The organism is Synechococcus sp. KORDI-52 (genome assembly GCF_000737595.1).
Lineage (GTDB): Bacteria > Cyanobacteriota > Cyanobacteriia > PCC-6307 > Cyanobiaceae > Parasynechococcus.
The window spans coordinates 1,334,697-1,354,024 of sequence record NZ_CP006271.1; the positions used below are offsets into that span (position 1 = coordinate 1,334,697).

A 19,328-nucleotide genomic window follows, 5' to 3' on the forward strand; every position below is an offset into this window, starting at 1 on the left:
TCTTGATGGGACTTGTCTGCGGTTTGATTGCTCCTTGCATGGCTGGATTGGCCCTGAGCCAGAAGCTTCATCGCTGGCCCGTGGGCGAGGCGAATTTCAGGATCTGGTGAACCACGGGATCATCGAGGGGCGATCGATCGGGACGGCCCCTCTGGGATGACATGAAAGGGAACAAGCTCCAGGGTTGTGGTGCTGTTGTGATCTAATCGCTTAATCCTTGTAGGGATAGTTGTTGGGAACAAAGAACTGTTCGTTAAAGGGAGGGCGCTTGTAGCTGCCCTGCTTGGGGCGTTTTGGCATTTTGATCGGTGGTGGTGTCATGTCTTCATAGGGCACTTTGCTGAGGATATGGCGCAGGCAATTCAGACGAGCACGACGTTTGTCGTTGGCTTCCACCGTGAACCATGGAGCTTCTGGGATGTGCGTTTTAGAAAACATGGTGTCTTTCGCCTTTGAGTACTCCACCCAGCGATTGCGTGACTCGATGTCCATCGGACTCATCTTCCAGCGTCGCTCTTCGTTATCAATCCGTTCCTGAAAACGCTTTTCCTGTTCGTCATCATTGATTGAGAACCAGTATTTCAGCAGCAGAATTCCGTCCTGCACCAGCATTTGTTCAAACTGCGGGCAGGACACATAGAACTGCTCCACCTGTTCGGGAGTGGCGAAGCCCATCACCTTTTCCACCCCGGCCCTGTTGTACCAGCTCCGATCGAAGACAACGATTTCTCCAGCACTGGGGAAATGCTCCACATAGCGTTGGAAATACCACTGGCTTTTCTGATGCTCTGATGGCGTGCCGAGGGCAACCACCCGACAGCCCCTTGGGTTCAACGGTTCCGTCAGCCGTTTGATCGATCCTCCTTTGCCTGCGGCATCCCGGCCTTCAAACAGGACGATCATGCGAAAGCCCGTCGCTTTCACCCAGTACTGCATCTTGACCAGTTCCGTCTGGAGTTTGGCCAACTCCTTTTCGTAGACCTGTTTGTTCAGTCGTTTGTGTTTGTTGGAAAAACCCTCCTGCAGTTCCAGCATGAGCTCCTGCGGACGATCGAGATCTCCATCGCTGTAGTGATCGATGGCCTCAAGAACAGCCGTGACGTCGTGGTCGCTTGATTGGCTCATGCTGCCGATGAATCTGTTCTTCTGTTTTGCCAGAGATGCAATCTCTGGGCATGGTCTGGACCTGTTTTTTACGGAATTTCGGGCTGTTTTGTCTCTTGAGACGGGAGGGTGATGATCACGGCAAAGCGTCCTGGATCACCGTTCCCCTGCCGGAAACCGATCCTCCCGGCGTGGGTGCGGACCACATGGTTCACGATGGCCAGCCCCAGACCGCAATGGCCTTGGCGGCCTCGTGCTGAATCGAGGCGTTGAAACGGTTGTAGGGCACGTTCCCATGCGCTGGCGGGGATCCCTTGACCCTGATCCCAGACCTCAATCGTCACCTCCGCTCCTGTGCGGCGCAGCCGAACAACAACCGGTGCTGTGCCATGGCTGAAGGCATTGTCGACCAGGTTGCTGACGGCGCGGCCCAAGGCCACCGGTCGAATCCGCAAATGTACCGACGTGAGTTGCAGTTGCAGCTGCTCCTTGGGCTGCCCTGCCACGGTTTCGGCCAGCCACTGATCCAGTGGACAGTCCACGCACGCTTCCCGGTCACCGCCTCCGGCGTACATCAGAAACTGGCCCGTGATGCGCTCGAGTGCATCAAGATCGCTTTGGCAGTGCGCACGTTCCTCGGACTTCAGCTCCGGCATGGACAAGCGGAACTGCAGCCGCGTCAGGGGTGCCCGTAGATCGTGGGCGATTCCAGCCAGCATCGTGGCGCGTTCCCGTTCGCCGTCAGCGAGCCGTCGCACCATGGCGTTGAAGCGTCGCGAGATGCGTCGGACCTCAGGAGCTCCTTGTTCAGCGACAGGATCGCGGTTGATGTCTTCGCCCACACGGGAGACCGCGTCTTCAAGCTTGCGAAGTGGACGGGCGACATCGAGCAGCAGATACAGCACTCCGGTCATCACCACCGCGCTCACCAGAGCGAGCAGCAGGAGCATCGGTTGCGGTGGCCAGGCGCGTGCCATCGGCAGAGGAGTGCGCAGCCAGACCGGTTCCAGTGGAGAAAAGAGCTCAATCCAAACCTCCGGCGTGCCGGTTCTGCTGGGTGCCGGCCGGAGCTCAGGGCATTGCATCAAGCGAGAGCAGAGCACCTGCTGGAGGTCCTGGCGACGCTGGGCTGATGCCTGCGTTTCTCGACTTGGCCCCGCTGGTTGATCACCGACCCGGAGCTCCAGACCGGTGAGCTCGCTGATCAGGGCGGGGGGATAGCGCTCCAGGGTCAATTCGGTGAGTCGCACGTTCAACGCCAGATCGCGTCCCAACTGCTGCGTTTGAATCCGTTCCAGTTGTCGGCCGAACAGCACCTGAAGCAGCAGCAGGGCCAGCATCCAGCTGGCCAGCAGGGCCGTACCCCAGGCACCGAAACGAGCCAGCCCCCGTGTCAGCCCCCGTTGTCCTGGCATCTCAGCGGGATCTTGGCGTGCCGTCAGGCACGAATACATAGCCATAGCCCCAAACCGTCTGCAGGTAGCGAGGGCGGGTTGGATCCGGCTCCACAAGCTTGCGCACCCGCGACACCTGAACGTCCATGCTGCGGCTGTCGGTGTCGCTGCCGGGCCCTCGGGCCAGTTCGATCAGTCGCTCCCGCGACAGTGGGCGATGCGGATGGCAAACAAAGGCGGCCAGAAGACTGAACTCACCACTGGTGATCACCACCGGCTGGTTGTTCTGCAGCAGAGTGCGGGCGGAAAGGTCGAGCTGGTTGTCGCCAAAACGGACGCATTCCCCTCCTTCCACAGGGGTTCCCGCAGGCATGGCGTTGCGCCGCCTGAGCACGGCTTCGATCCGGGCCGTGAGTTCCCGGGGCAGGAACGGTTTGGCGAGGTAGTCATCAGCTCCCTGTTCGAGCCCGATGATCCGATCAACGCCATCGGCGCGTGCCGTGAGCATGACAACGGGCAGATCATCCCCGGCATCCCGCAGCCTCCGCAACGCCGTCAAACCATCATCGCCCGGCAGCATCAGATCAAGAACCACCAGGTCTGGGCGTTGGCACTCCAGACGTGCCTCGAATTGCTTCACATCGCAGAGACTGCGCACCTCGTAGCCCTGGTCGATCAGGTAGGTGCCGACCATCTTTCTCAGCTCTGGGTCGTCATCCACCACCCAGATCATGGTGTTCTTGGCCATGGCCATCAGCGGTTGGGCTGATGGTATGCAGTGGCCTGGTCTCTGTCTCTCCCCGGTATGACCCAGTCACAGCTGAACAGACGTCGGTCACCCATCAGTCATCGTCAGAGTTGATCTGGCTCCATAGGCTGGAGTCATGACTGCGCCATCCGCCATCCGTGTGCTCGGGCCGTTGGCATTGGCGGCGACTCCCCTGGCGCTGCAAGCTGCCCCGGGGGATCAGCCCTTGCGGGTTTACAGCGCCAGGATGGAGACCCTGTTCATCCGCCTGGATGTCAACCGAGACGGTCGGCTGGATGCCTCTGAAGTGCAGGGGCGACGGGTCTTGAATCGGGTGCTCCAACGCCAGAACAATCGGTCTTATTTGTTGCTGGAGGATTTGCGTCTCCCGGATGCATCGCCCAGTGGGCCACGTCTCAAACACCATTTCAGCCTGGCGGACCGCAACCGGAACCGGCGCCTTGATCCTCAGGAAGCCAAACGCATCCCCTGGATCAGCCGCAACTTCAAGGCTTTGGATCGTGATCGGGATGGAACCGTGACATTGCAGGAGTTGTGGACTCACCAGCGCTCCCTGGCTCCACCTCAGCGCCGGCCCTGATTGGGGGGAGCCATCACCAGCCTGATGACGCGAATCAACCTCCAGAGCGCACCAAGCAACAGGACGCCGGCCAACACCACCATGGCGGCGATCAGCAGGATGGCGGCGAGCCCGAGTAGGGCTTCCAGCAACTGCTGCACGCCGCGGATCAGATCGGCGATCGCCTCGCTGAGCAGCACCATGACGTCAACCTGCTGCGGCAACTGATGCAGAAGCACAGCGATGCCTGCAGCAGCAGACAGCATCAGCAGGACCACCAGGGCCTGACGCAGGACAGGGCCGTAGGGGAAGCGACGGCGACGGCGAAAGACCCGTCGTTGATTGAGTGTGCGAGTCCGGCGCACCTTGTTCATGGCATGGAGCGAATCAGGGTGCCAGCACTTCGAGGATTCTGAAGCGTGTTTCCTGCACGTCAACGATCCGTCTGTGTTTCTGCCTCTGGTTCTGGCTCAATGTCCGGCCTGTCCAAGGGTGCTGCTGCTGGTGAGGATTCCTTGATCTCCTGAGGCAAGGGAACAAGCCATGCCGTGGCCAAGGAACAGGCGAGGGCAACCCCGGCGAGAAGTGGAGGTCCGAGCCGTTTCTGCAAAGGAATGCGATCGATGATCTCCTGCCGCTGGAGGGGTTGCTCCTCGGGGAAGGCCCAGGTCAGTTTGACCCGGCTGTCGAGCCGCAAACGATCGAGGCAGCGCACCAGGTCGGCAAATTCGGCATCATCGAGCTTGAGCTGCAGCGGCTCAACGCCGTCCCGACTGCTGCGCAGTTCCAATTGATGGTGGGCCTGATCCGGCCCAATGCACACAAAACCGCTTTCCTGGCCAAAACGGCGCTGCACGCCCGACAAGCGATGTCTGGCGTAGGGCATCACCGCAGCCATCAGGGCCTCGAGGTGGTCCCGGGTTCCTTCCAGCTCCGGGGCCCCCACCAGTTGCAACCGCCAGGCCGACAGGATTCCGATCGCATCACTGCTGTGGCCGGCCGAGAGGTCGGGAAAGCCCTCCACCACCAGCCGCGCCGCCGTTTGTTCGTATTGGTACGTCGTTTTCAACATGGTCTGCCTAAGGGGTGGGGTCGAGCAGAGTGGCGCGGAGACGATTGATTCCACCCGGGCCTGCACAGAAGGCCAGGGTGCTGATCAGCTGGCGCTGCTGAGGTCCCGCAGGATCCATCCTGAGCAGGCGAACAACCGCTTCACGCCTCAGATTCATGCGCTCCTCAATGAGATCGCGCAAACGCTCATGCAACAACTGCCAGCGCTGTTGAGTGAGCTGTTCCGGCTCGCGGCTCGACAGGAGTTGGTGGAGCATTGGATACAGCCGTTCGGCCATGGCACAGACCAGGCAAATCAGGGATTCGGCATCCACGGGGTTGAGCTGGTCCCGACACGTGGTGCGTCTGAGGGGGTTGTGACAGCGTCGCTTCCAGAGCTCAACGCGATTGGGGAATTGCGCCTGTAAACCCATCTGCTGGCTGGTCCACACCATCGCCTCGCCGCCATTGAGGTCAAGAGCCTCGACGGTCAACAGCAGCAGATCGAGCCGCTCGACCCCCCGTCGGCTGAGACGTGCCCCCCCGTTGTGGACGGTGGGTGATGGAGCTTCAGTCATGGCTGCGATGATGGCAGGGGCCCAGCCATTGCGTCACCCGAATTTGGACTTTCAGTCGCACATTCGTTCAATTCCCGACTTTCCCAAGCCTGGAATCCTGTTCCGAGACATCAACCCGCTCCTCCGATCACCAGAGGCCATGGCCGAGGTGCTTGGGCAGCTTGGTGGGGTGTGCGACCAGTTGAAGCCCGATGTGATCGTGGGGATCGAGTCCCGGGGCTTCCTGTTTGGTGTCCCTTTGGCCTGTGAACGAGGGCTTGGTTTTGTGCCCGCACGGAAGCAGGGAAAGCTCCCTGGTGAGGTGATCGGTCGGGACTATGTCCTGGAGTACGGGACCGCTCGGGTTGAGATGCAGGCCGACGCCTTTGAGCCGTCCCAGCGGGTTCTGGTGGTGGACGATCTGCTCGCCACGGGCGGCACCGCTTCGGCCACGGCAGCCCTGGTGAAGCAGGCCGGTGCCTGCTTGGTGGGCTTTGCTTTCGTGATTGAGTTGGAGGGGCTGGGGGGACGCAGCGCTTTGCCCGCAGGCCACCCCGTGGAATCGTTGGTGCGTTACGGCTGATTGTTCTGCCAGTCGAAGACCTCTTCGAGCTGGTTCAGGCTCAACAACCCGAAGCTCCACAGCACAATCGGGAGCGGGGCCTGCTCCAGTTCCGCCTGGCGTAGCCCCAGCTCCAGGGCGCTGGGGCTCACGCCGAGACGGCGCTGGAGAAAGTGCAACAGGGCCTCGGCTGGCGGGGGTTGCCGCTGGCTGGACATCACCATGGTTGCGACCGCAGCTGTGGTCAGTTTGGCAAGGCCCGCCACAGCTGCATGGGGCCGTCACTCATGGCCCGCAGGCTGAGTCTGCGCAGCCCAGAGAAGCGTTTCAGCAGATGGAGCGCCATCCGCCGGAGCGGCAGCAGCAAGGGTTGCCGGTTCGAAAACAGTCGCACCAGCAGATCCGTCGCCAAGCCCACCTGGAGCACATCCAGCCAGCGGCCCTTGGCATAGTTCTGTGCGATCGATGTGGCGCTGCCGCCCCGCTGAACGGCGCGGATCAGACCTTCCACATCCCGCCAGCAAAGATTGAGCCCCTGGCCTCCGACGGGATGGCAGCGGTGGGCGGCTTCACCGATCAGCACGCCCCGTCCACGGTGAAAGCTATGGGCCAGAAGCCACTGTTGAGGAAAGGCTCTGGGGTGGTCGAGCAGACGGTCGGGCTCCATCCCTGGGGGAAGAACGGCGGCCAGCTGATCGAGAAACGCACTGCGCGGCAGCGTGCTGCGCTCTTGGCAACGCCGCCAGGGTGCGCTCCACACCACCTGGAAGGTTCCCTGACCCAAGGGCAGCACGGCGAAGGGACCTTCCGGACGAAACAACTCACAGGCCCTGTCGTGCGGGAGACCCCGCAGGACTACCTTGGCGGTGAGGCATCCCTGTCGATAACGAATCCCCCAGTAACGGATCCCCCAGGCCTCCCGTGTGGGGGAGCGGGGTCCATCAGCGGCAACGATCAGAGCCCCGTCGCCGGGCTCTGGGCAAGGGGCAGCCAGATGAAGGTTTACCGAGCTGGATGCCTCCAAGCGGGCCAGCAACAGCTGCATCAAGGGTCGGTGATCGAGGATCCAGCCAATGCCGTCCTGGTTCCGGTTGGCGGTCGCGAGATCGTCCAGGCCGAACATCACCTGGGCGTTGGTGGCGGCATCCCGTAGATCCAGATCACGGAAGGGAACCAAGGCCTCGCGGAGGTCATCCCAGAGCCCCAAATTCGACAACAGCCGACGGCTGGAGTGGGTGATGGCGTAGGCCCGGCTTCTGGCTTGAAGTTCCGATGCCGTCAGCGGGTCATGCAGGACCACGCGCTGACCATGGTGAGCAAGGGCAAAGGCTGTGAGGGCACCGGTGGGGCCGGCACCCAGAACATGAATTTCAGGAAGGGATGGAACCATTCAGTGAGTCTGGCCAGCCATCCCAAGCCAGTGCGAGGGGATCAACCCAGGCCGAGCAGTCCGTGGACGAAGGATTCACCGCCCAGGGCCAACTCGGTGGCGAGCAGGGAAATGAAACCAAGCATGGCCATGCGGCCGTTGAGCTTTTCGGCGCGATCGTGGAAACCCCAGCCCTGTTCGGCTTCAACCACTTCCATGCGGGGTTCCGTGGCGAAAGCGTTCAGACGACCACCGTCTTCCATGGTGACTGTTGCACCGCGGACGACGGGATTGGAGGACGACGACTGAGACATGGACGCTTCAGCGAATTGCTAAGAAGTGTAAACCAACTTTAAGAACTGTTCAGCGCCGGCTGGTCAGGCGGCGTTGGCACAGCTCCTCAAAGGCGGGCCGCAGCAGGAAGGGGTACTCGCCAACCCACATCCGCAGGCCCGGCAACCAGGCATCGCTGAGGGCGCCGATCTTTGAGAAATCCTTGCGCTCGCTGAGCACCAGGCAGCGGATCAGGCTGCCGCGGCGGATCGACTGGTGCTTTTTCTCCATCGGAAAGGCCACCCGGCCCAGATAGCCCTCCTCGTCTTCCAGTTCGAGCAGCATCCAGGTGCGGCGGTTCTCCACGAGCTCAAGCCGTCCGCGGCTATCGGCTTGCTCATGGCGGTTCTCGACCCGCTCCCGGGTGATCACATCCGCCACTTCCCCTTCGAACAGGGCTGCTGCTGGGTAGCGCCGCAGGGTGGCGTTGCGTTGACCGGCCTGCAGGATCGGTCCCCAGAGCACATAGAGCAGAAACACCACGCCAGCCACCAGCCAGAAGGGCCCCCAGCGGCTGGACATCTGGCTCTGACTGATCAGCAGGGTGATCACCCCGCCGATGGCGGCGATCATCAGGCGTTGCAGCACCTCCCGGGGGTTGCCAAGGGAGACGCGGAACTGGTTTCCGGTGGCAACGGCGGGGATCAGCCGCTGCAGTTCACCGGGGCGGAGGGGAATGAGCATGGTGTCGCCTTCAGATCAGGCGCTCAAGGCCATAGACCAGGCTGCCGAGGCTGCCCACCTTGCGCACCGTGAGCAGCACGCCAGGCATGTAGGCGGAACGATCGATAGTGTCGTGGCGGAGGGTGTAGGTCTCCCCCGGCGCGCCGAACATCACCTCCTGGTGAGCCACCAGGCCCGGCAGCCGCACGGAGTGCAGCCGCAGCCCGCTCTGCCGCTGTCCGCCGCGGCACCCCGCCAGGGATTCGTGCTCCTCCACGTCCTCGGGATTGAAGCTTTTGCCCAGCTCCTCCATGAGCTCTGCGGTTTTGATGCAGGTGCCGCTGGGGGCATCCGCCTTGCGGTTGTGGTGCAACTCCGTGAGTTCCGCGTGGTCGTAGAACCGGGCCGCTGCTGCTGCCGCCTGCTGCAACAGCACCATGCCCACCGAGAAGTTCGGGATCACAGCCCCACCCACTGAAGCTTTCACCGAAAACTCCGTGAGGTCGTTGAGTTGCTCAGGGGTCAATCCCGTGGTTCCGATCACGGGGTGAACGCCATAGGCGATGGCTGCCCGGGTGTGCTCGTACACAACGGAGGGGTGGGTGAAGTCCACCAGCACGGCTCCGCCGTCGCTGTCGCGCACCGATTGGCTCACCGCGCACAGACAGCCCTCGAAATCTGCGGTGACAGCGACCTCCAGTTCACCGAGACCCAACTCCAGGCCGATGTCGGCACCTTCCTTGCCGGGGGTGTTGTCGATCGCTCCAGCCAGCTTGCAGTCGTGGCTGCCCACCACCGCCTTGATCACCTCCGCGCCCATGCGTCCAAGGGCACCCGCCACAACAACGGAAATCGGGGTGCCCGCAGGAGCGTTCATCGGTTCAGTCGGCAGTCGTTAGGAGCCTATCGACGTGGGCTGATCCGGCACGTTGATCGCCGCCAGCAGGACGGCGTCATCGACCGCATCGCGCTGCTCGGCCTGGAGGAACTGTTCGGCGTAGCGGCGGTGCAGACCCTGCTGCACGAACAGGCGAAACAGGTCGGGATCGAGATGATGCTGATTGACCATCCCCACCATGATCCGCATCACCACCGACAGGGGCTTGGCAGGTTTGTAGGGGCGATCGGCGGCTGTAAGCGCTTCGAACACGTCGGCGATCGCCATCATCCTGGCCTGCGGGGTCATCTGATCGCGGCTGAGCCCCATGGGGTACCCGGCGCCGTCCATCCGTTCATGGTGCCCCCCGGCGATCGCAGGAACCGATGCCAGATGCCTCGGCAGGTGCAGTGATTCGAGAATTCGGATGGTCTCCACGATGTGGAGGTTGATCACGGCACGTTCTTCATCGTTGAGGGTGCCGCGGCGGATGGTGAGATTGTGAAGCTCACCGTTGTTCTGCAGCAGCTCGGGAACCGGCAGGTTGAAGCGCGGATCTGAGGCGCTCGTCTTGGGACGTCCCTCGGGGCGTCCAATCCGGTGGATGGTGCGGTCGGCCAGCAGCGGTTCAGAGCAGGGCAACGGACGCGGCGGTTCGGCGTCCGCCCGTTTCTGCTCATCAATCGAGAGGCCGAGCCTGTCATCGAGGCTGCGGCTCCAGGTGCGCGCCGCAATCTGCTGGAGCCTCTCAAAATCGGCATCGTCCATCGATTCTCCGCCCTGGTTGCAGGCGGCGACGAAGGCAAAGTCTTCGTCCAGCTCCTGCAGGGATCGCTGCAGCTCTGTCCGCAGTGGCTCTTCAGGGGCTCCGCTGCAGCGCTGCCTCCAGAACTCCGTTTCCGCCTGGGCCTTGAGCAGCTCGAAGCGCATCCGCACCTCGTGGATGCGGTTGTAAATGGTCTCCAGCTTGGTGGCTTTGTCGACCACATGCTCTGGGGTGGTGATTTTGCCGCAGTCGTGCAGCCAGGCCGCAAGCCGCAGGGCTTCCCAGTCGTTTTCTGACATCTGGAAGGAGGCGAAGCTGCCCTGATCGGCGCTGCAGGCGGCTTCCGCCAGCCATTGGGTGAGCTCGGGCACCCGGGAACAGTGGGCGCCGGTGTAGGGACTTTTGGCGTCGATCGCGCCGGCCACCAGGGTGATCAGGGACGCGAAGAGATCCTTCTGGGCCTGAATCAGGCTGGCGTTCTCCAGGGCGACGGTGGCGTTTCCTGCCAGGGCCTCGCAGAAGGCGATTCGTTCCGGCTCCGGCGGCTGGGCGAAATAAAGCGAGAGCTCACCTTTGAGGTCACCATCCCGGCTGCGCAGCGGGATGGTGACCGGCTCTCGATCTGGTTTGAAGCTTTCAGGGAAGGTGACCAGTTCCGGGTCACCTTGCTGCTGTCCGGACATCCCGGCCCAGGTGAGCACGGCCCCCTCGGCAGCGCTGCTGGTCACCGCACTCTCCACCAGAAGTTCCAGTAGAGCTTGGATGTCCTGTTCTTCCGCCAGCGCTTTGGAGCTGGTCAGGAAGCGCTGAATGGTCTGGCGCATCAGCGCCAGGGTGGTGTCGAGCTCGCTGACCTCGGCAATCACCGATCGGGCCGGTGCCTCCGCGCTGAAATCGAAACGACGGATCGCCCTTGTCTGCCGGCTGAGGGCTTGTAACGGCTGGGTCACCGATCGGGTCAGCAGCCAGACCAGCGGCAGCGTTGTCAGAACTATGGCGATGGTGATCGCTTGCGCCTGGCGGACGGAGGCCATCGGCGCGGCGTAGATATCAGCCGCCGGAATCGCCAGGACCAGCAAGGAAGCTTCCTCCTTCAGGCCGATGCCCGGCAACTCCGCAATGCTCAGCAGCCAGTCACCCCCGCTGACGACTGATTCCTCAATTTGTACGTTGTCTTTGAGGTTGTCCTGGTCGCGTCGCTTCAGATAGTTGCGAATCAGGGGTTGAAGGCTCTGGAGAAATAGGTCCTGGGTGCGCTCAAGGGTGATTCCGATCTGCCCGGGATCAGATGTTTTGTCGGTGACCCAGATGCCTCCCTTGAGATCCAGCAGCAGAAGGCGGGACTTCTCGCTGAGCTTGAGCGTACCCAGCAGATCCTGGAGCTCGGCCAGCGGAACGGACATTTCGATCACGGCCCCGGTCGGGGTCTGTTGGCCGAGCGTCAGCAGTGGACCCAGAACGGGGTGCAGATCGGTTTTTGACAACACGGGTTTTTGTTCGCCCGCACGTGCCGTAGCGATCGAGGCGCGTTCGCGTGGATCATCATCGTTCCACTGGCCAGGTTTCGGTGACCAAGCCGCCATTCGCTCGAGCTTGTCATCGAAGAGGGTGAACCTTGGTTCGCGCTGATTCGGTCCGTACCGCTCAACCACAATGCGCGTGCCGTACGGCAGGGCAAGTCCTTTGAGCAGCCGAGCGTTATGGAAACGAATGAACTGGTCGTTGGTTTTCAGCACATCGACGCTGGCGAGATGGGAGGCCTCGTCAAACAGCTGGGCGCCTTCGATCAGCACCTTCCGGCGCACATCCACGCCGGGATTTGGGATGGCTGCGACAAGCCCATCGATGACCTCCAAGTGGGTGAGGGTGCGCTCCGGATCCACAATCCGCCCCCAGCGTTTGCGGATCACCGCCACGTCGCTCTTCAGTTTGTCCTGCGAGGAGGCCAGTGCGAAGGCGCGCATCCGCTGCGCCATCAGCGAGGAAATGATCAAGCCCGTGCCGGCCACAACGGGCACGAAAACGGCGAGAAGAATCCAGCGCAGTGGAACGTTTCTTCCGGCCAGCATCCGAAGCGCTTCGGCGAAGTACTCAGGCTAAAGACAACCTAAATCTCGAACCGAGACGTCTGGTTTTTTAAAGCAAGCACTTCTACTAAGGGGAGCGTCCCCGTTCGCTGCAGCGTCTCGTCGAACCGCAGGCTGCAGCAATCTTGTTACGTGAGCCTTAGATCTTCGCGCTGGTGCGGCCAGTCGCCGTAAGGTTCTTCACATTGCTCAAACTGCGCAGATGTTCACACAGGTCCGCTCCGCCGATCGTCGCGTTGCTCCTGTGGAGGGTCAGAACCACAAATCCGTGATGAAGGCGGTGTACGTGGTGCTTGAGCCGCAGTACCAGAACGCTCTGACCCAGGCGGCGACAGCTCTTAATGCCGCTGGCGGTGACCTGGGCATTGAGCTGAGCGGATACCTGATCGAAGAACTGCGCGACGACGACAATTACGCCGGCTTCTGTGCAGATGTGGCCGAGGCCGATGTCTTTGTGGCCTCTTTGATCTTCATCGAAGACCTGGCCCAGAAGGTGGTGGATGCCGTCGCCCCCCATCGCGACCGGCTTAAGGCCGCCGTGGTCTTCCCCTCGATGCCCGAGGTGATGCGGCTCAACAAGCTGGGCAGCTTTTCCATGGCTCAGCTCGGCCAGAGCAAAAGCGCCATTGCCGGCTTCATGAAGAAGCGGAAGGAAGCAGGAGGTGCCGGTTTCCAGGACGCGATGCTCAAGCTGCTGAACACGCTGCCCACCGTTCTCAAGTACCTGCCCGTTGAGAAAGCGCAGGACGCCCGCAGCTTCATGCTCAGCTTTCAGTACTGGCTGGGGGGAACTCCCGACAACCTGCGGAACTTCCTTCTGATGCTGGCCGACAAGTATGTCTTTCCAGCCGCTGAGGGCGAGGAACGTCCAGCGATGGAGGTGGCTGAACCTGAGGTGTTTCCTGACCTCGGCATCTGGCACCCCCTGGCTCCCTCAATGTTTGAGGACCTGAAGGAATACCTGAACTGGACCTCCAGCCGCACCGACCTGTCTGAGGACGCGCGCAAAGGACCGGTGATCGGCCTTGTACTGCAGCGCAGCCACATCGTCACCGGTGATGACGCCCACTATGTGGCCACCATCCAGGAACTGGAGTTCCGTGGTGCCCGCGTGATTCCGATCTTCTGCGGCGGACTCGACTTCTCCAAGCCGGTCAACGCCTTCTTCTACGACCCGCTGAATCCCGAGCAGCCCCTGGTGGACGGCATCGTTTCCCTGACCGGCTTTGCGCTGGTGGGTGGCCCGGCCCGCCAGGACCATCCGAAAGCGATTGAATCGCTGAAGAAGCTCAACCGTCCTTACATGGTGGCGCTTCCCCTCGTCTTCCAGACCACCCAGGAGTGGGAACAGAGCGACCTCGGCCTTCACCCGGTGCAGGTGGCCCTGCAAATCGCCATCCCTGAACTGGATGGCGCCATCGAGCCGATCGTTCTCTCGGGCCGGGATGACGCCACCGGCAAGGCCCATACGCTCCAGGATCGGGTTGATGCCATCGCTGAACGTGCCATCCGTTGGTCGTCGCTGCGGATCAAACCCCGCATCGACAAGAAGCTGGCGATTACCGTGTTCAGCTTTCCTCCTGACAAAGGCAACGTCGGCACGGCCGCTTATCTCGACGTCTTCGGCTCCATCCATCGGGTGATGCAGGAGATGAAGGCGAAGGGGTACGACGTGCAGGATCTGCCGTCGACCCCGCGCGAGCTGCTGGAGGCGGTGATCAATGATGCCGATGCCATGCAGGGCTCACCGGAGTTGTCCATCGCCCATCGGATGAGCGTTGAGGAGTACGAGCGCTTGACGCCTTACTCCGAAAGGCTGGAAGAGAACTGGGGCAAGCCCCCCGGCAACCTCAACAGTGATGGTCAGAACTTGCTGGTTTTCGGTCGTCACTTCGGCAATGTTTTCGTCGGCGTTCAGCCCACCTTCGGCTACGAAGGTGATCCGATGCGACTGCTCTACTCCCGCAGTGCAAGCCCCCATCACGGTTTTGCTGCCTATTACACCTACTTGCAGAAGATCTGGAAGGCTGACGCGGTGCTCCACTTCGGCACCCACGGCTCCCTCGAGTTCATGCCCGGCAAGCAGATGGGCATGAGCGAAACCTGCTACCCCGACTCCCTGATCGGCGCACTTCCCAACCTCTATTACTACGCCGCCAACAACCCTTCCGAGGCCACCATCGCCAAGCGACGGGGTTATGCCTCGACGATCAGCTACCTCACCCCTCCTGCTGAAAATGCAGGCCTCTACAAAGGGTTGAAAGAACTGGGTGAGCTGGTGGGGTCCTATCAGCAGTTGCGGGAGGGAGGCCGCGGCGTTCAGATCGTCAACACCATCATCGAGACGGCGCGTCAGTGCAACCTGGACAAGGACGTTGATCTGCCGGAAGACGACGCCTCCACCCTTGAGCTGGAGGGACGCGATGCCCTGGTGGGCGCGGTTTACCGCCAGTTGATGGAGATCGAAAGCCGTCTTCTGCCCTGTGGTCTGCACACCATTGGCAAGCCACCGACGGCAGAGGAAGCCATTGCCACCCTGGTGAACATCGCTGCGCTTGAGCGTGAGGAGGATGGCTTGCGCTCACTCCCCGGCCTGCTGGCCGAGGCAATGGGCCGCTCCATTGAAGACGTTTACAAAGGCAATGACGAAGGTGTCCTCGCCGATGTAGAGCTCAACCGCACGATCACGGAGACATCCCGTGCTGCGATCGGCGCCATGGTGCGCACGCTCACTGGTCGTGACGGTCGGGTGAGCCTGCGCAACAGCTTCGGCTGGTTCTACGACCTGCTGGCCAAGTTCGGTTTCAAGCTTCCTTCCCCTTGGCTTCGGGCTTGCTGCAGCGCTGGTTTTGTGCAGATCGACTCCACCGAGCTCGACAAAGTCTTCGCTTATCTGCGCTTCTGCCTTGAGCAGGTGTGTGCCGACATGGAGATGGAAAGTCTGCTGAAGGCCCTTGATGGTGAGTACATCCTGCCGGGCCCCGGTGGTGACCCGATTCGTAATCCTGGTGTGCTGCCCAGCGGCAAGAACATCCACGCCCTCGATCCGCAGGCGATCCCGACCCGTGCCGCGGTGGCTGCAGCCAAGAGTGTTGTCGACAAGTTGATTGAGCGTCAGCGCGAGGAGCAGGGCACCTGGCCCGAGACCATTGCCTGTGTGCTTTGGGGAACCGACAACATCAAAACCTACGGCGAATCTTTGGCTCAGATTCTCTGGTTTGTCGGCGTCAAGCCCATGCCGGATTCCGTGGGTCGGGTGAACAAGCTCGAGCTGATTCCGCTTGAGGAGCTTGGCCGTCCCCGTGTTGATGTGGTTGTGAACTGCTCCGGTGTGTTCCGCGATCTGTTCATCAACCAGATGGCCTTGATTGATCAGGCCGTCAAGATGGCTGCGGAAGCTGATGAGCCCTTGGATCAGAATTTTGTGCGCAAGCACGCGCTCGAGCAGGCCGAAAAAGAGGGAACCTCGTTGCGGGATGCAGCCTGTCGGGTGTTCTCCAATGCCAGTGGAAGCTACAGCTCCAATGTGAACCTCGCGGTGGAGAACAGCACCTGGGAAGAAGAAGGTGAGCTGCAGGAGATGTATCTCTCCCGCAAGACCTTTGCCTTCAACGCCGACAACCCCGGTGAGATGAACCAGAAGCGCAAGGTGTTCGAGAACGTGATGAAGACGGCGGATGTCACCTTCCAGAACCTGGACTCCGCGGAAATCTCCCTCACCGACGTGAGCCACTACTTCGATTCCGACCCCACCAAGCTGATTGCTGGCCTGCGGGAGGATGGCAAGTCTCCCACCAGCTACATCGCTGACACCACCACGGCTAACGCTCAGGTGCGGTCGCTCAGTGAGACGATCCGCCTGGATTCACGAACCAAGTTGTTGAATCCGAAATGGTATGAAGGCATGCTCGATTCAGGTTACGAGGGTGTGCGTGAAGTGGCTAAGCGCCTCAACTTCACTCTGGGTTGGAGTGCCACAAGTGGCGCCGTAGACAACTTCGTTTATGAGGAAGCCAACGAGACCTTCATCAATGACCCGGAAATGCGGAAGCGTCTATTGGAATTGAACCCCAACAGTTTCCGCCAGATCGTGGGCACGCTTCTTGAGGTGCATGGACGCGGTTACTGGGAGACCTCCGATGAGAACATTGAACAACTGCAGGAGCTGTATCAGGAGGTGGAAGATCGAATCGAAGGTGTAACGGTCTGAACTCACCGTCACTCAACAGTTTGTTTGATCGTCTGATTGATTTCAGGTATACATTGAACCTTTGTTTGGGGTCGCGTTGCTCCTTCCCCTTATATATAGTCCGTAGTTTTACTGAGTAGTGTGCAAGTCCAGGGCTTTTAGTGATGAGTATAACCATTAACGATATTCAGCAGTTTGCCGGGAAAAATTTTTATCCCCCCCTTCCTGGAGACTTGGTTGTTAACTTGAATCATAATCTCAAGAGAGCTGGATTTGATGACGTTGTTTTTTTGCCATTCAATAAACCCGAAAATCACAAAATATATGATTTCCTCAAAGGCAAACATCGGCTGAACGTTAAAGCTCTGATAGCCGATCGAGAGCATCCTGTCGTTGATGCCCTTACAACCCCCAAGTTGTGTGTGGATGATGCCTACGACCTTTATCGACGTTTGGCAAAGCTGGCACGATCCAGATTTGAAGGAGAGATGGTGATGATTATTGGTTCTGCTGGCAAAACAGCATTAAAAATATATTTAAGTCAACTTATGTCTGATGCCAAACCGTGTCATGCAGCAGTTGATAGTAAAAATCGTACACGTTCCATCTGTAGAACTCTCACCAGTATTCCAAAAGGCACGGATGTGTGCCTGGTTGAAGCCGCCACAGCAGATCCATCTTCAGTGATCAAAAGAAGCGAGATCATTCAGCCTACAATCATACTTGCCTCAGAGTTTCTAGAAGAGCATATGAAATACCATCCCAATATGAATACCTTAGTCGCCACGAAGCTCAAATCTTTGAATTCATTGCAAGGAGATAAGATATTGATCCATCAATATCAAGAGCACTTGGATTCATGCATCCAAAAAGCTGTTCAAGCTGCGTGCATTGATCGAGTTTTTACATATGGTTGGTCTGATCGATGTGATGCTTGTATTAATGCAATAAGCCTGTCTCCAGAAGGTCAAACTGTATCTGCAAATGTGTTGGGCGTTGATTTGCAATTTCAAATCCCTTTCATGGAGAAGCATGCTGCGCTTCAAGTTACAGCAGCCATGTTGCTTTGCAAGCTTTTTGGTCTTGATTTAAATCAATTAAAGAACAAAACCAGCAGGCTGACGAATTATGAAAGTAGTGGTAATATGCACCTACTGCAGAATAAATCTGGGATCAAGCAAATTCATTTGTATTCTTGCTGTGATCGAGGCAGCTTTCCCTCCTTTTCTGCGCTCATCGAAACTTTGAAGTCGACAAAAGACTTGCATGACGGTAGAAGAGTTGCAATTTTCTCAAAAATGAGAGATTTTCATTACAATAAATCTTATCAATTTAATGATCAGAATTTGATTGACTCGCTTAACCAATCGGGTATCGATTTGTTGATTACGTTATGGGATTTTTCATTGGTTCATGACGTTTCCAGACTGTCAATCCCAGTGATCCACTACGACACTTTGCTTGATCTCAAATCAGATCTTCTGGGAATCATCCAAAACAACGATATGGTTTACTTGAAAGGCACATGGACCGTAAATGAATCTTTAAAGACAATTAGAGACCTACTTTTCTCTGAATTTGAATTTAAACGTAAACTGTATTAAGGTTCCTTTTTGATTTTGAGGGTGTGTTGCTATTGCTTATCATGTTAGAATTTAAGTTGAATGATCTTGACTTATTTTGTCATCATTAAAGTTTTCGCTTTATACCTTTGAATAGATCAAGAAGAGTTGCTGTGTATAATTTTTTCAATGCTTTCTTGCCTCGATTGGTGTTGAAGACCTTTGAAAGTTTACTGGATCGAGACTTTTTGTGTCCAATTTTAGTCGTCCAATCAGTGCAGATGCACTGATTGTTGGAGTAAAGACCACCATCTTTGCCCACTGATGTGAAGATTATTTTTGACGGCTTCAAGCGGTAAATATTTTCATTCCACGCTTTATACATCGCACGATGTTCCGATGCATAAGTTTTTAATCTCGTTGATGATTTTATTTTTTTGCCTTGATATCGCCTTTGTTTTTTTTGCAAATAGCTTGTTTTATAATCAGTAACCACTGTATTGATAACGATACGCTTAAATCTCGAGAAGAACTTATGTTCAAGGAAGCTTGATACCATTAAATCGCAGATTTTTGGATCCACCCTGTTCTTTCGTGGTACAGGAACTTTGGTCAATGATTTAATTTTTCGTTTATTGTTTGCAGATGCAGCACGGTATCCAAGAATCGTTGTTAAGAGTTTTAAATCGATATGCAGTAAAATATTTTTTGGAACTGCTTTGTCACTGTGTAATTCACCTAATAATCGCCCTTCGAATGTTGAGCCATTCAAAGTGGCTTCAGAGTAACGATTAAATTCTTGATAGGGAGACTCAGTCCATGTCTTTTTGAAAACGTCATGAAACTCTTTGCCGTAAAGTTTGATATCAAGGGCATGGCTATATTTGACAATGGTTGATTTTCCTGCTCCAGAAGATCCGGCAATGATCAAACATGTTTCTAAATCTTTCTGAGCGCGGCTTATTTTCTTTTGGACCTCGTGTTTTTCTTTTGCCACTTTGCGTGGGCACATCAATTTGTATAATATACTACCTTAATTACTTCTTAATGTCCAGCGTCGGATGGGCCTATGTTGAGATCGTTTCTGCGTTTGGTGTTTACACCGTAGCGGTCGTATGATGTGTGACTTCAATCTATTGATAATATTTCAACGTCTAGCCTCCTTAATAGTTCAGTAAGCAAAACTTTCATTCTTTAGGTTTATAATGTTCTGAGTAAGGTTTTGAATATTGCGCCTGATTTTGGGATTTGGTTTGTAGATTTTGTCTGATTTGGTTATTGCAAAATCACGGTTCTCAGCTTTTCAAAGCTCAACCTGCTTGATGTGTTCTGATGAAGGGTGAGCTGGACAGGGTTTTGTACTTTTTATGGTTGTTTGATCTTGTGTTGATTGGAACATTTGAGCCGTTTAAATGGTGGATTGATGAGATGGCCATCGGCTTTCCAATGATGTTTTGAACGAGATCCTCTCATTGCAACGGGCTGCT

18 protein-coding genes are annotated in these 19,328 nt (G+C 57.8%); 5 read left to right on the forward strand and 13 right to left on the reverse strand.

Translation table 11 applies throughout. The annotated features are described in order from the left end of the window. Positions 1 to 210: 210 nt before the first annotated feature. The 3 genes from ppk2 to KR52_RS06755 all read right to left on the reverse strand — a co-directional run bounded on the left by ppk2 (position 211) and on the right by KR52_RS06755 (position 3,246). On the reverse strand, positions 211 to 1,125 hold the full coding sequence (gene ppk2, locus KR52_RS06745) for a polyphosphate kinase 2 (RefSeq protein WP_038553932.1): 915 nt from the start codon (positions 1,123 to 1,125) through the stop codon (positions 211 to 213). Positions 1,126 to 1,193: 68 nt separating this feature from the next. After that, positions 1,194 to 2,519 (reverse strand): ATP-binding protein, encoded by a 1,326-nt coding sequence (locus tag KR52_RS06750; protein WP_038553934.1) that lies wholly within the window; start codon positions 2,517 to 2,519, stop codon positions 1,194 to 1,196. A 1-nt stretch (position 2,520) separates the two neighbouring features. Next, entirely contained in the window at positions 2,521 to 3,246 is a 726-nt protein-coding gene (locus KR52_RS06755) for a response regulator (RefSeq protein ID WP_173402200.1), read from the reverse strand. A gap of 136 nt (positions 3,247 to 3,382) precedes the next feature. On the opposite strand from KR52_RS06755, the gene KR52_RS06760 reads away from it, so the two are divergent. After that, entirely contained in the window at positions 3,383 to 3,847 is a 465-nt protein-coding gene (locus KR52_RS06760) for a hypothetical protein (RefSeq protein WP_038553936.1), read from the forward strand. Here the strand turns inward: KR52_RS06760 and KR52_RS06765 are convergent. Genes KR52_RS06765 through KR52_RS06775 form a run of 3 tightly spaced genes read right to left on the reverse strand, consistent with a single transcriptional unit; the run spans position 3,832 to position 5,454 of the window. Continuing rightward, positions 3,832 to 4,200 carry a hypothetical protein gene (locus KR52_RS06765; RefSeq protein WP_038553938.1) on the reverse strand — a complete coding sequence of 123 codons (369 nt, stop codon included), beginning with the start codon at positions 4,198 to 4,200 and terminating at the stop codon, positions 3,832 to 3,834. The genes KR52_RS06760 and KR52_RS06765 overlap by 16 nt on opposite strands. A 59-nt stretch (positions 4,201 to 4,259) precedes the next feature. Continuing rightward, positions 4,260 to 4,898, reverse strand: a complete 639-nt coding sequence (locus KR52_RS06770; RefSeq protein WP_038553940.1) for a DUF4335 domain-containing protein — start codon at positions 4,896 to 4,898, stop codon at positions 4,260 to 4,262. Positions 4,899 to 4,905: 7 nt separating this feature from the next. Beyond that, positions 4,906 to 5,454 carry a DUF3038 domain-containing protein gene (locus tag KR52_RS06775; RefSeq protein WP_038553942.1) on the reverse strand — a complete coding sequence of 183 codons (549 nt, stop codon included), beginning with the start codon at positions 5,452 to 5,454 and terminating at the stop codon, positions 4,906 to 4,908. A gap of 7 nt (positions 5,455 to 5,461) precedes the next feature. Here KR52_RS06775 and KR52_RS06780 point away from each other — a divergent pair, with 7 nt between their 5' ends. Then, complete coding sequence (locus KR52_RS06780; protein ID WP_084222033.1) at positions 5,462 to 6,016, forward strand: adenine phosphoribosyltransferase; 555 nt, start codon at positions 5,462 to 5,464, stop codon at positions 6,014 to 6,016. On the opposite strand, the gene KR52_RS06785 is transcribed toward KR52_RS06780, so the two are convergent. From KR52_RS06785 to KR52_RS06810, 6 genes are read right to left on the reverse strand one after another with little or no spacing between them, the layout of a single operon-like run. Then, on the reverse strand, positions 6,007 to 6,219 hold the full coding sequence (locus tag KR52_RS06785) for a DUF2949 domain-containing protein (protein ID WP_038556993.1): 213 nt from the start codon (positions 6,217 to 6,219) through the stop codon (positions 6,007 to 6,009). The two genes, KR52_RS06780 and KR52_RS06785, sit on opposite strands and share 10 nt — an antisense overlap. Before the next feature lie 20 nt (positions 6,220 to 6,239). Continuing rightward, on the reverse strand, positions 6,240 to 7,385 hold the full coding sequence (locus KR52_RS06790; RefSeq protein WP_038553944.1) for an FAD-dependent monooxygenase: 1,146 nt from the start codon (positions 7,383 to 7,385) through the stop codon (positions 6,240 to 6,242). 41 nt (positions 7,386 to 7,426) lie between these two features. Further along, entirely contained in the window at positions 7,427 to 7,678 is a 252-nt protein-coding gene (locus KR52_RS06795; protein WP_038553946.1) for a hypothetical protein, read from the reverse strand. 49 nt (positions 7,679 to 7,727) lie between these two features. Then, entirely contained in the window at positions 7,728 to 8,381 is a 654-nt protein-coding gene (locus KR52_RS06800) for a hypothetical protein (RefSeq protein ID WP_038553949.1), read from the reverse strand. A 10-nt stretch (positions 8,382 to 8,391) separates the two neighbouring features. Then, positions 8,392 to 9,237: a 4-hydroxy-tetrahydrodipicolinate reductase gene (gene dapB, locus KR52_RS06805; RefSeq protein ID WP_038553950.1), complete on the reverse strand. Its 846-nt coding sequence runs from the start codon at positions 9,235 to 9,237 to the stop codon at positions 8,392 to 8,394. 18 nt (positions 9,238 to 9,255) lie between these two features. Next, complete coding sequence (locus KR52_RS06810) at positions 9,256 to 12,072, reverse strand: HD domain-containing phosphohydrolase (protein WP_051834296.1); 2,817 nt, start codon at positions 12,070 to 12,072, stop codon at positions 9,256 to 9,258. Between the two features lie 220 nt (positions 12,073 to 12,292). On the opposite strand from KR52_RS06810, the gene KR52_RS06815 reads away from it, so the two are divergent. Further along, complete coding sequence (locus KR52_RS06815) at positions 12,293 to 16,300, forward strand: magnesium chelatase subunit H (RefSeq protein ID WP_038553953.1); 4,008 nt, start codon at positions 12,293 to 12,295, stop codon at positions 16,298 to 16,300. Between the two features lie 143 nt (positions 16,301 to 16,443). Continuing rightward, the gene (locus tag KR52_RS13625; protein WP_084221957.1) at positions 16,444 to 17,883 is read left to right on the forward strand and encodes a Mur ligase family protein; all 1,440 of its coding nucleotides are present in this window, start codon (positions 16,444 to 16,446) and stop codon (positions 17,881 to 17,883) included. 85 nt (positions 17,884 to 17,968) lie between these two features. On the opposite strand, the gene KR52_RS14215 is transcribed toward KR52_RS13625, so the two are convergent. Beyond that, on the reverse strand, positions 17,969 to 18,838 hold the full coding sequence (locus KR52_RS14215; protein WP_156957625.1) for a hypothetical protein: 870 nt from the start codon (positions 18,836 to 18,838) through the stop codon (positions 17,969 to 17,971). 335 nt (positions 18,839 to 19,173) lie between these two features. On the opposite strand from KR52_RS14215, the gene KR52_RS15250 reads away from it, so the two are divergent. Continuing rightward, complete coding sequence (locus KR52_RS15250) at positions 19,174 to 19,299, forward strand: hypothetical protein (protein ID WP_256382096.1); 126 nt, start codon at positions 19,174 to 19,176, stop codon at positions 19,297 to 19,299. Positions 19,300 to 19,328 lie beyond the last annotated feature (29 nt).

Coding starts and splice junctions, on each gene's coding strand:
- ppk2 (WP_038553932.1), bottom strand. CDS start 1,125: ATGAGCCAATCAAGCGACCACGACGTCACGGCTGTTCTTGAGGCCATC.
- KR52_RS06750 (WP_038553934.1), bottom strand. CDS start 2,519: ATGCCAGGACAACGGGGGCTGACACGGGGGCTGGCTCGTTTCGGTGCC.
- KR52_RS06755 (WP_173402200.1), bottom strand. CDS start 3,246: ATGGCCAAGAACACCATGATCTGGGTGGTGGATGACGACCCAGAGCTG.
- KR52_RS06760 (WP_038553936.1), top strand. CDS start 3,383: ATGACTGCGCCATCCGCCATCCGTGTGCTCGGGCCGTTGGCATTGGCG.
- KR52_RS06765 (WP_038553938.1), bottom strand. CDS start 4,200: ATGAACAAGGTGCGCCGGACTCGCACACTCAATCAACGACGGGTCTTT.
- KR52_RS06770 (WP_038553940.1), bottom strand. CDS start 4,898: ATGTTGAAAACGACGTACCAATACGAACAAACGGCGGCGCGGCTGGTG.
- KR52_RS06775 (WP_038553942.1), bottom strand. CDS start 5,454: ATGACTGAAGCTCCATCACCCACCGTCCACAACGGGGGGGCACGTCTC.
- KR52_RS06780 (WP_084222033.1), top strand. CDS start 5,462: ATGATGGCAGGGGCCCAGCCATTGCGTCACCCGAATTTGGACTTTCAG.
- KR52_RS06785 (WP_038556993.1), bottom strand. CDS start 6,219: ATGGTGATGTCCAGCCAGCGGCAACCCCCGCCAGCCGAGGCCCTGTTG.
- KR52_RS06790 (WP_038553944.1), bottom strand. CDS start 7,385: ATGGTTCCATCCCTTCCTGAAATTCATGTTCTGGGTGCCGGCCCCACC.
- KR52_RS06795 (WP_038553946.1), bottom strand. CDS start 7,678: ATGTCTCAGTCGTCGTCCTCCAATCCCGTCGTCCGCGGTGCAACAGTC.
- KR52_RS06800 (WP_038553949.1), bottom strand. CDS start 8,381: ATGCTCATTCCCCTCCGCCCCGGTGAACTGCAGCGGCTGATCCCCGCC.
- dapB (WP_038553950.1), bottom strand. CDS start 9,237: ATGAACGCTCCTGCGGGCACCCCGATTTCCGTTGTTGTGGCGGGTGCC.
- KR52_RS06810 (WP_051834296.1), bottom strand. CDS start 12,072: ATGCTGGCCGGAAGAAACGTTCCACTGCGCTGGATTCTTCTCGCCGTT.
- KR52_RS06815 (WP_038553953.1), top strand. CDS start 12,293: ATGTTCACACAGGTCCGCTCCGCCGATCGTCGCGTTGCTCCTGTGGAG.
- KR52_RS13625 (WP_084221957.1), top strand. CDS start 16,444: ATGAGTATAACCATTAACGATATTCAGCAGTTTGCCGGGAAAAATTTT.
- KR52_RS15250 (WP_256382096.1), top strand. CDS start 19,174: ATGAAGGGTGAGCTGGACAGGGTTTTGTACTTTTTATGGTTGTTTGAT.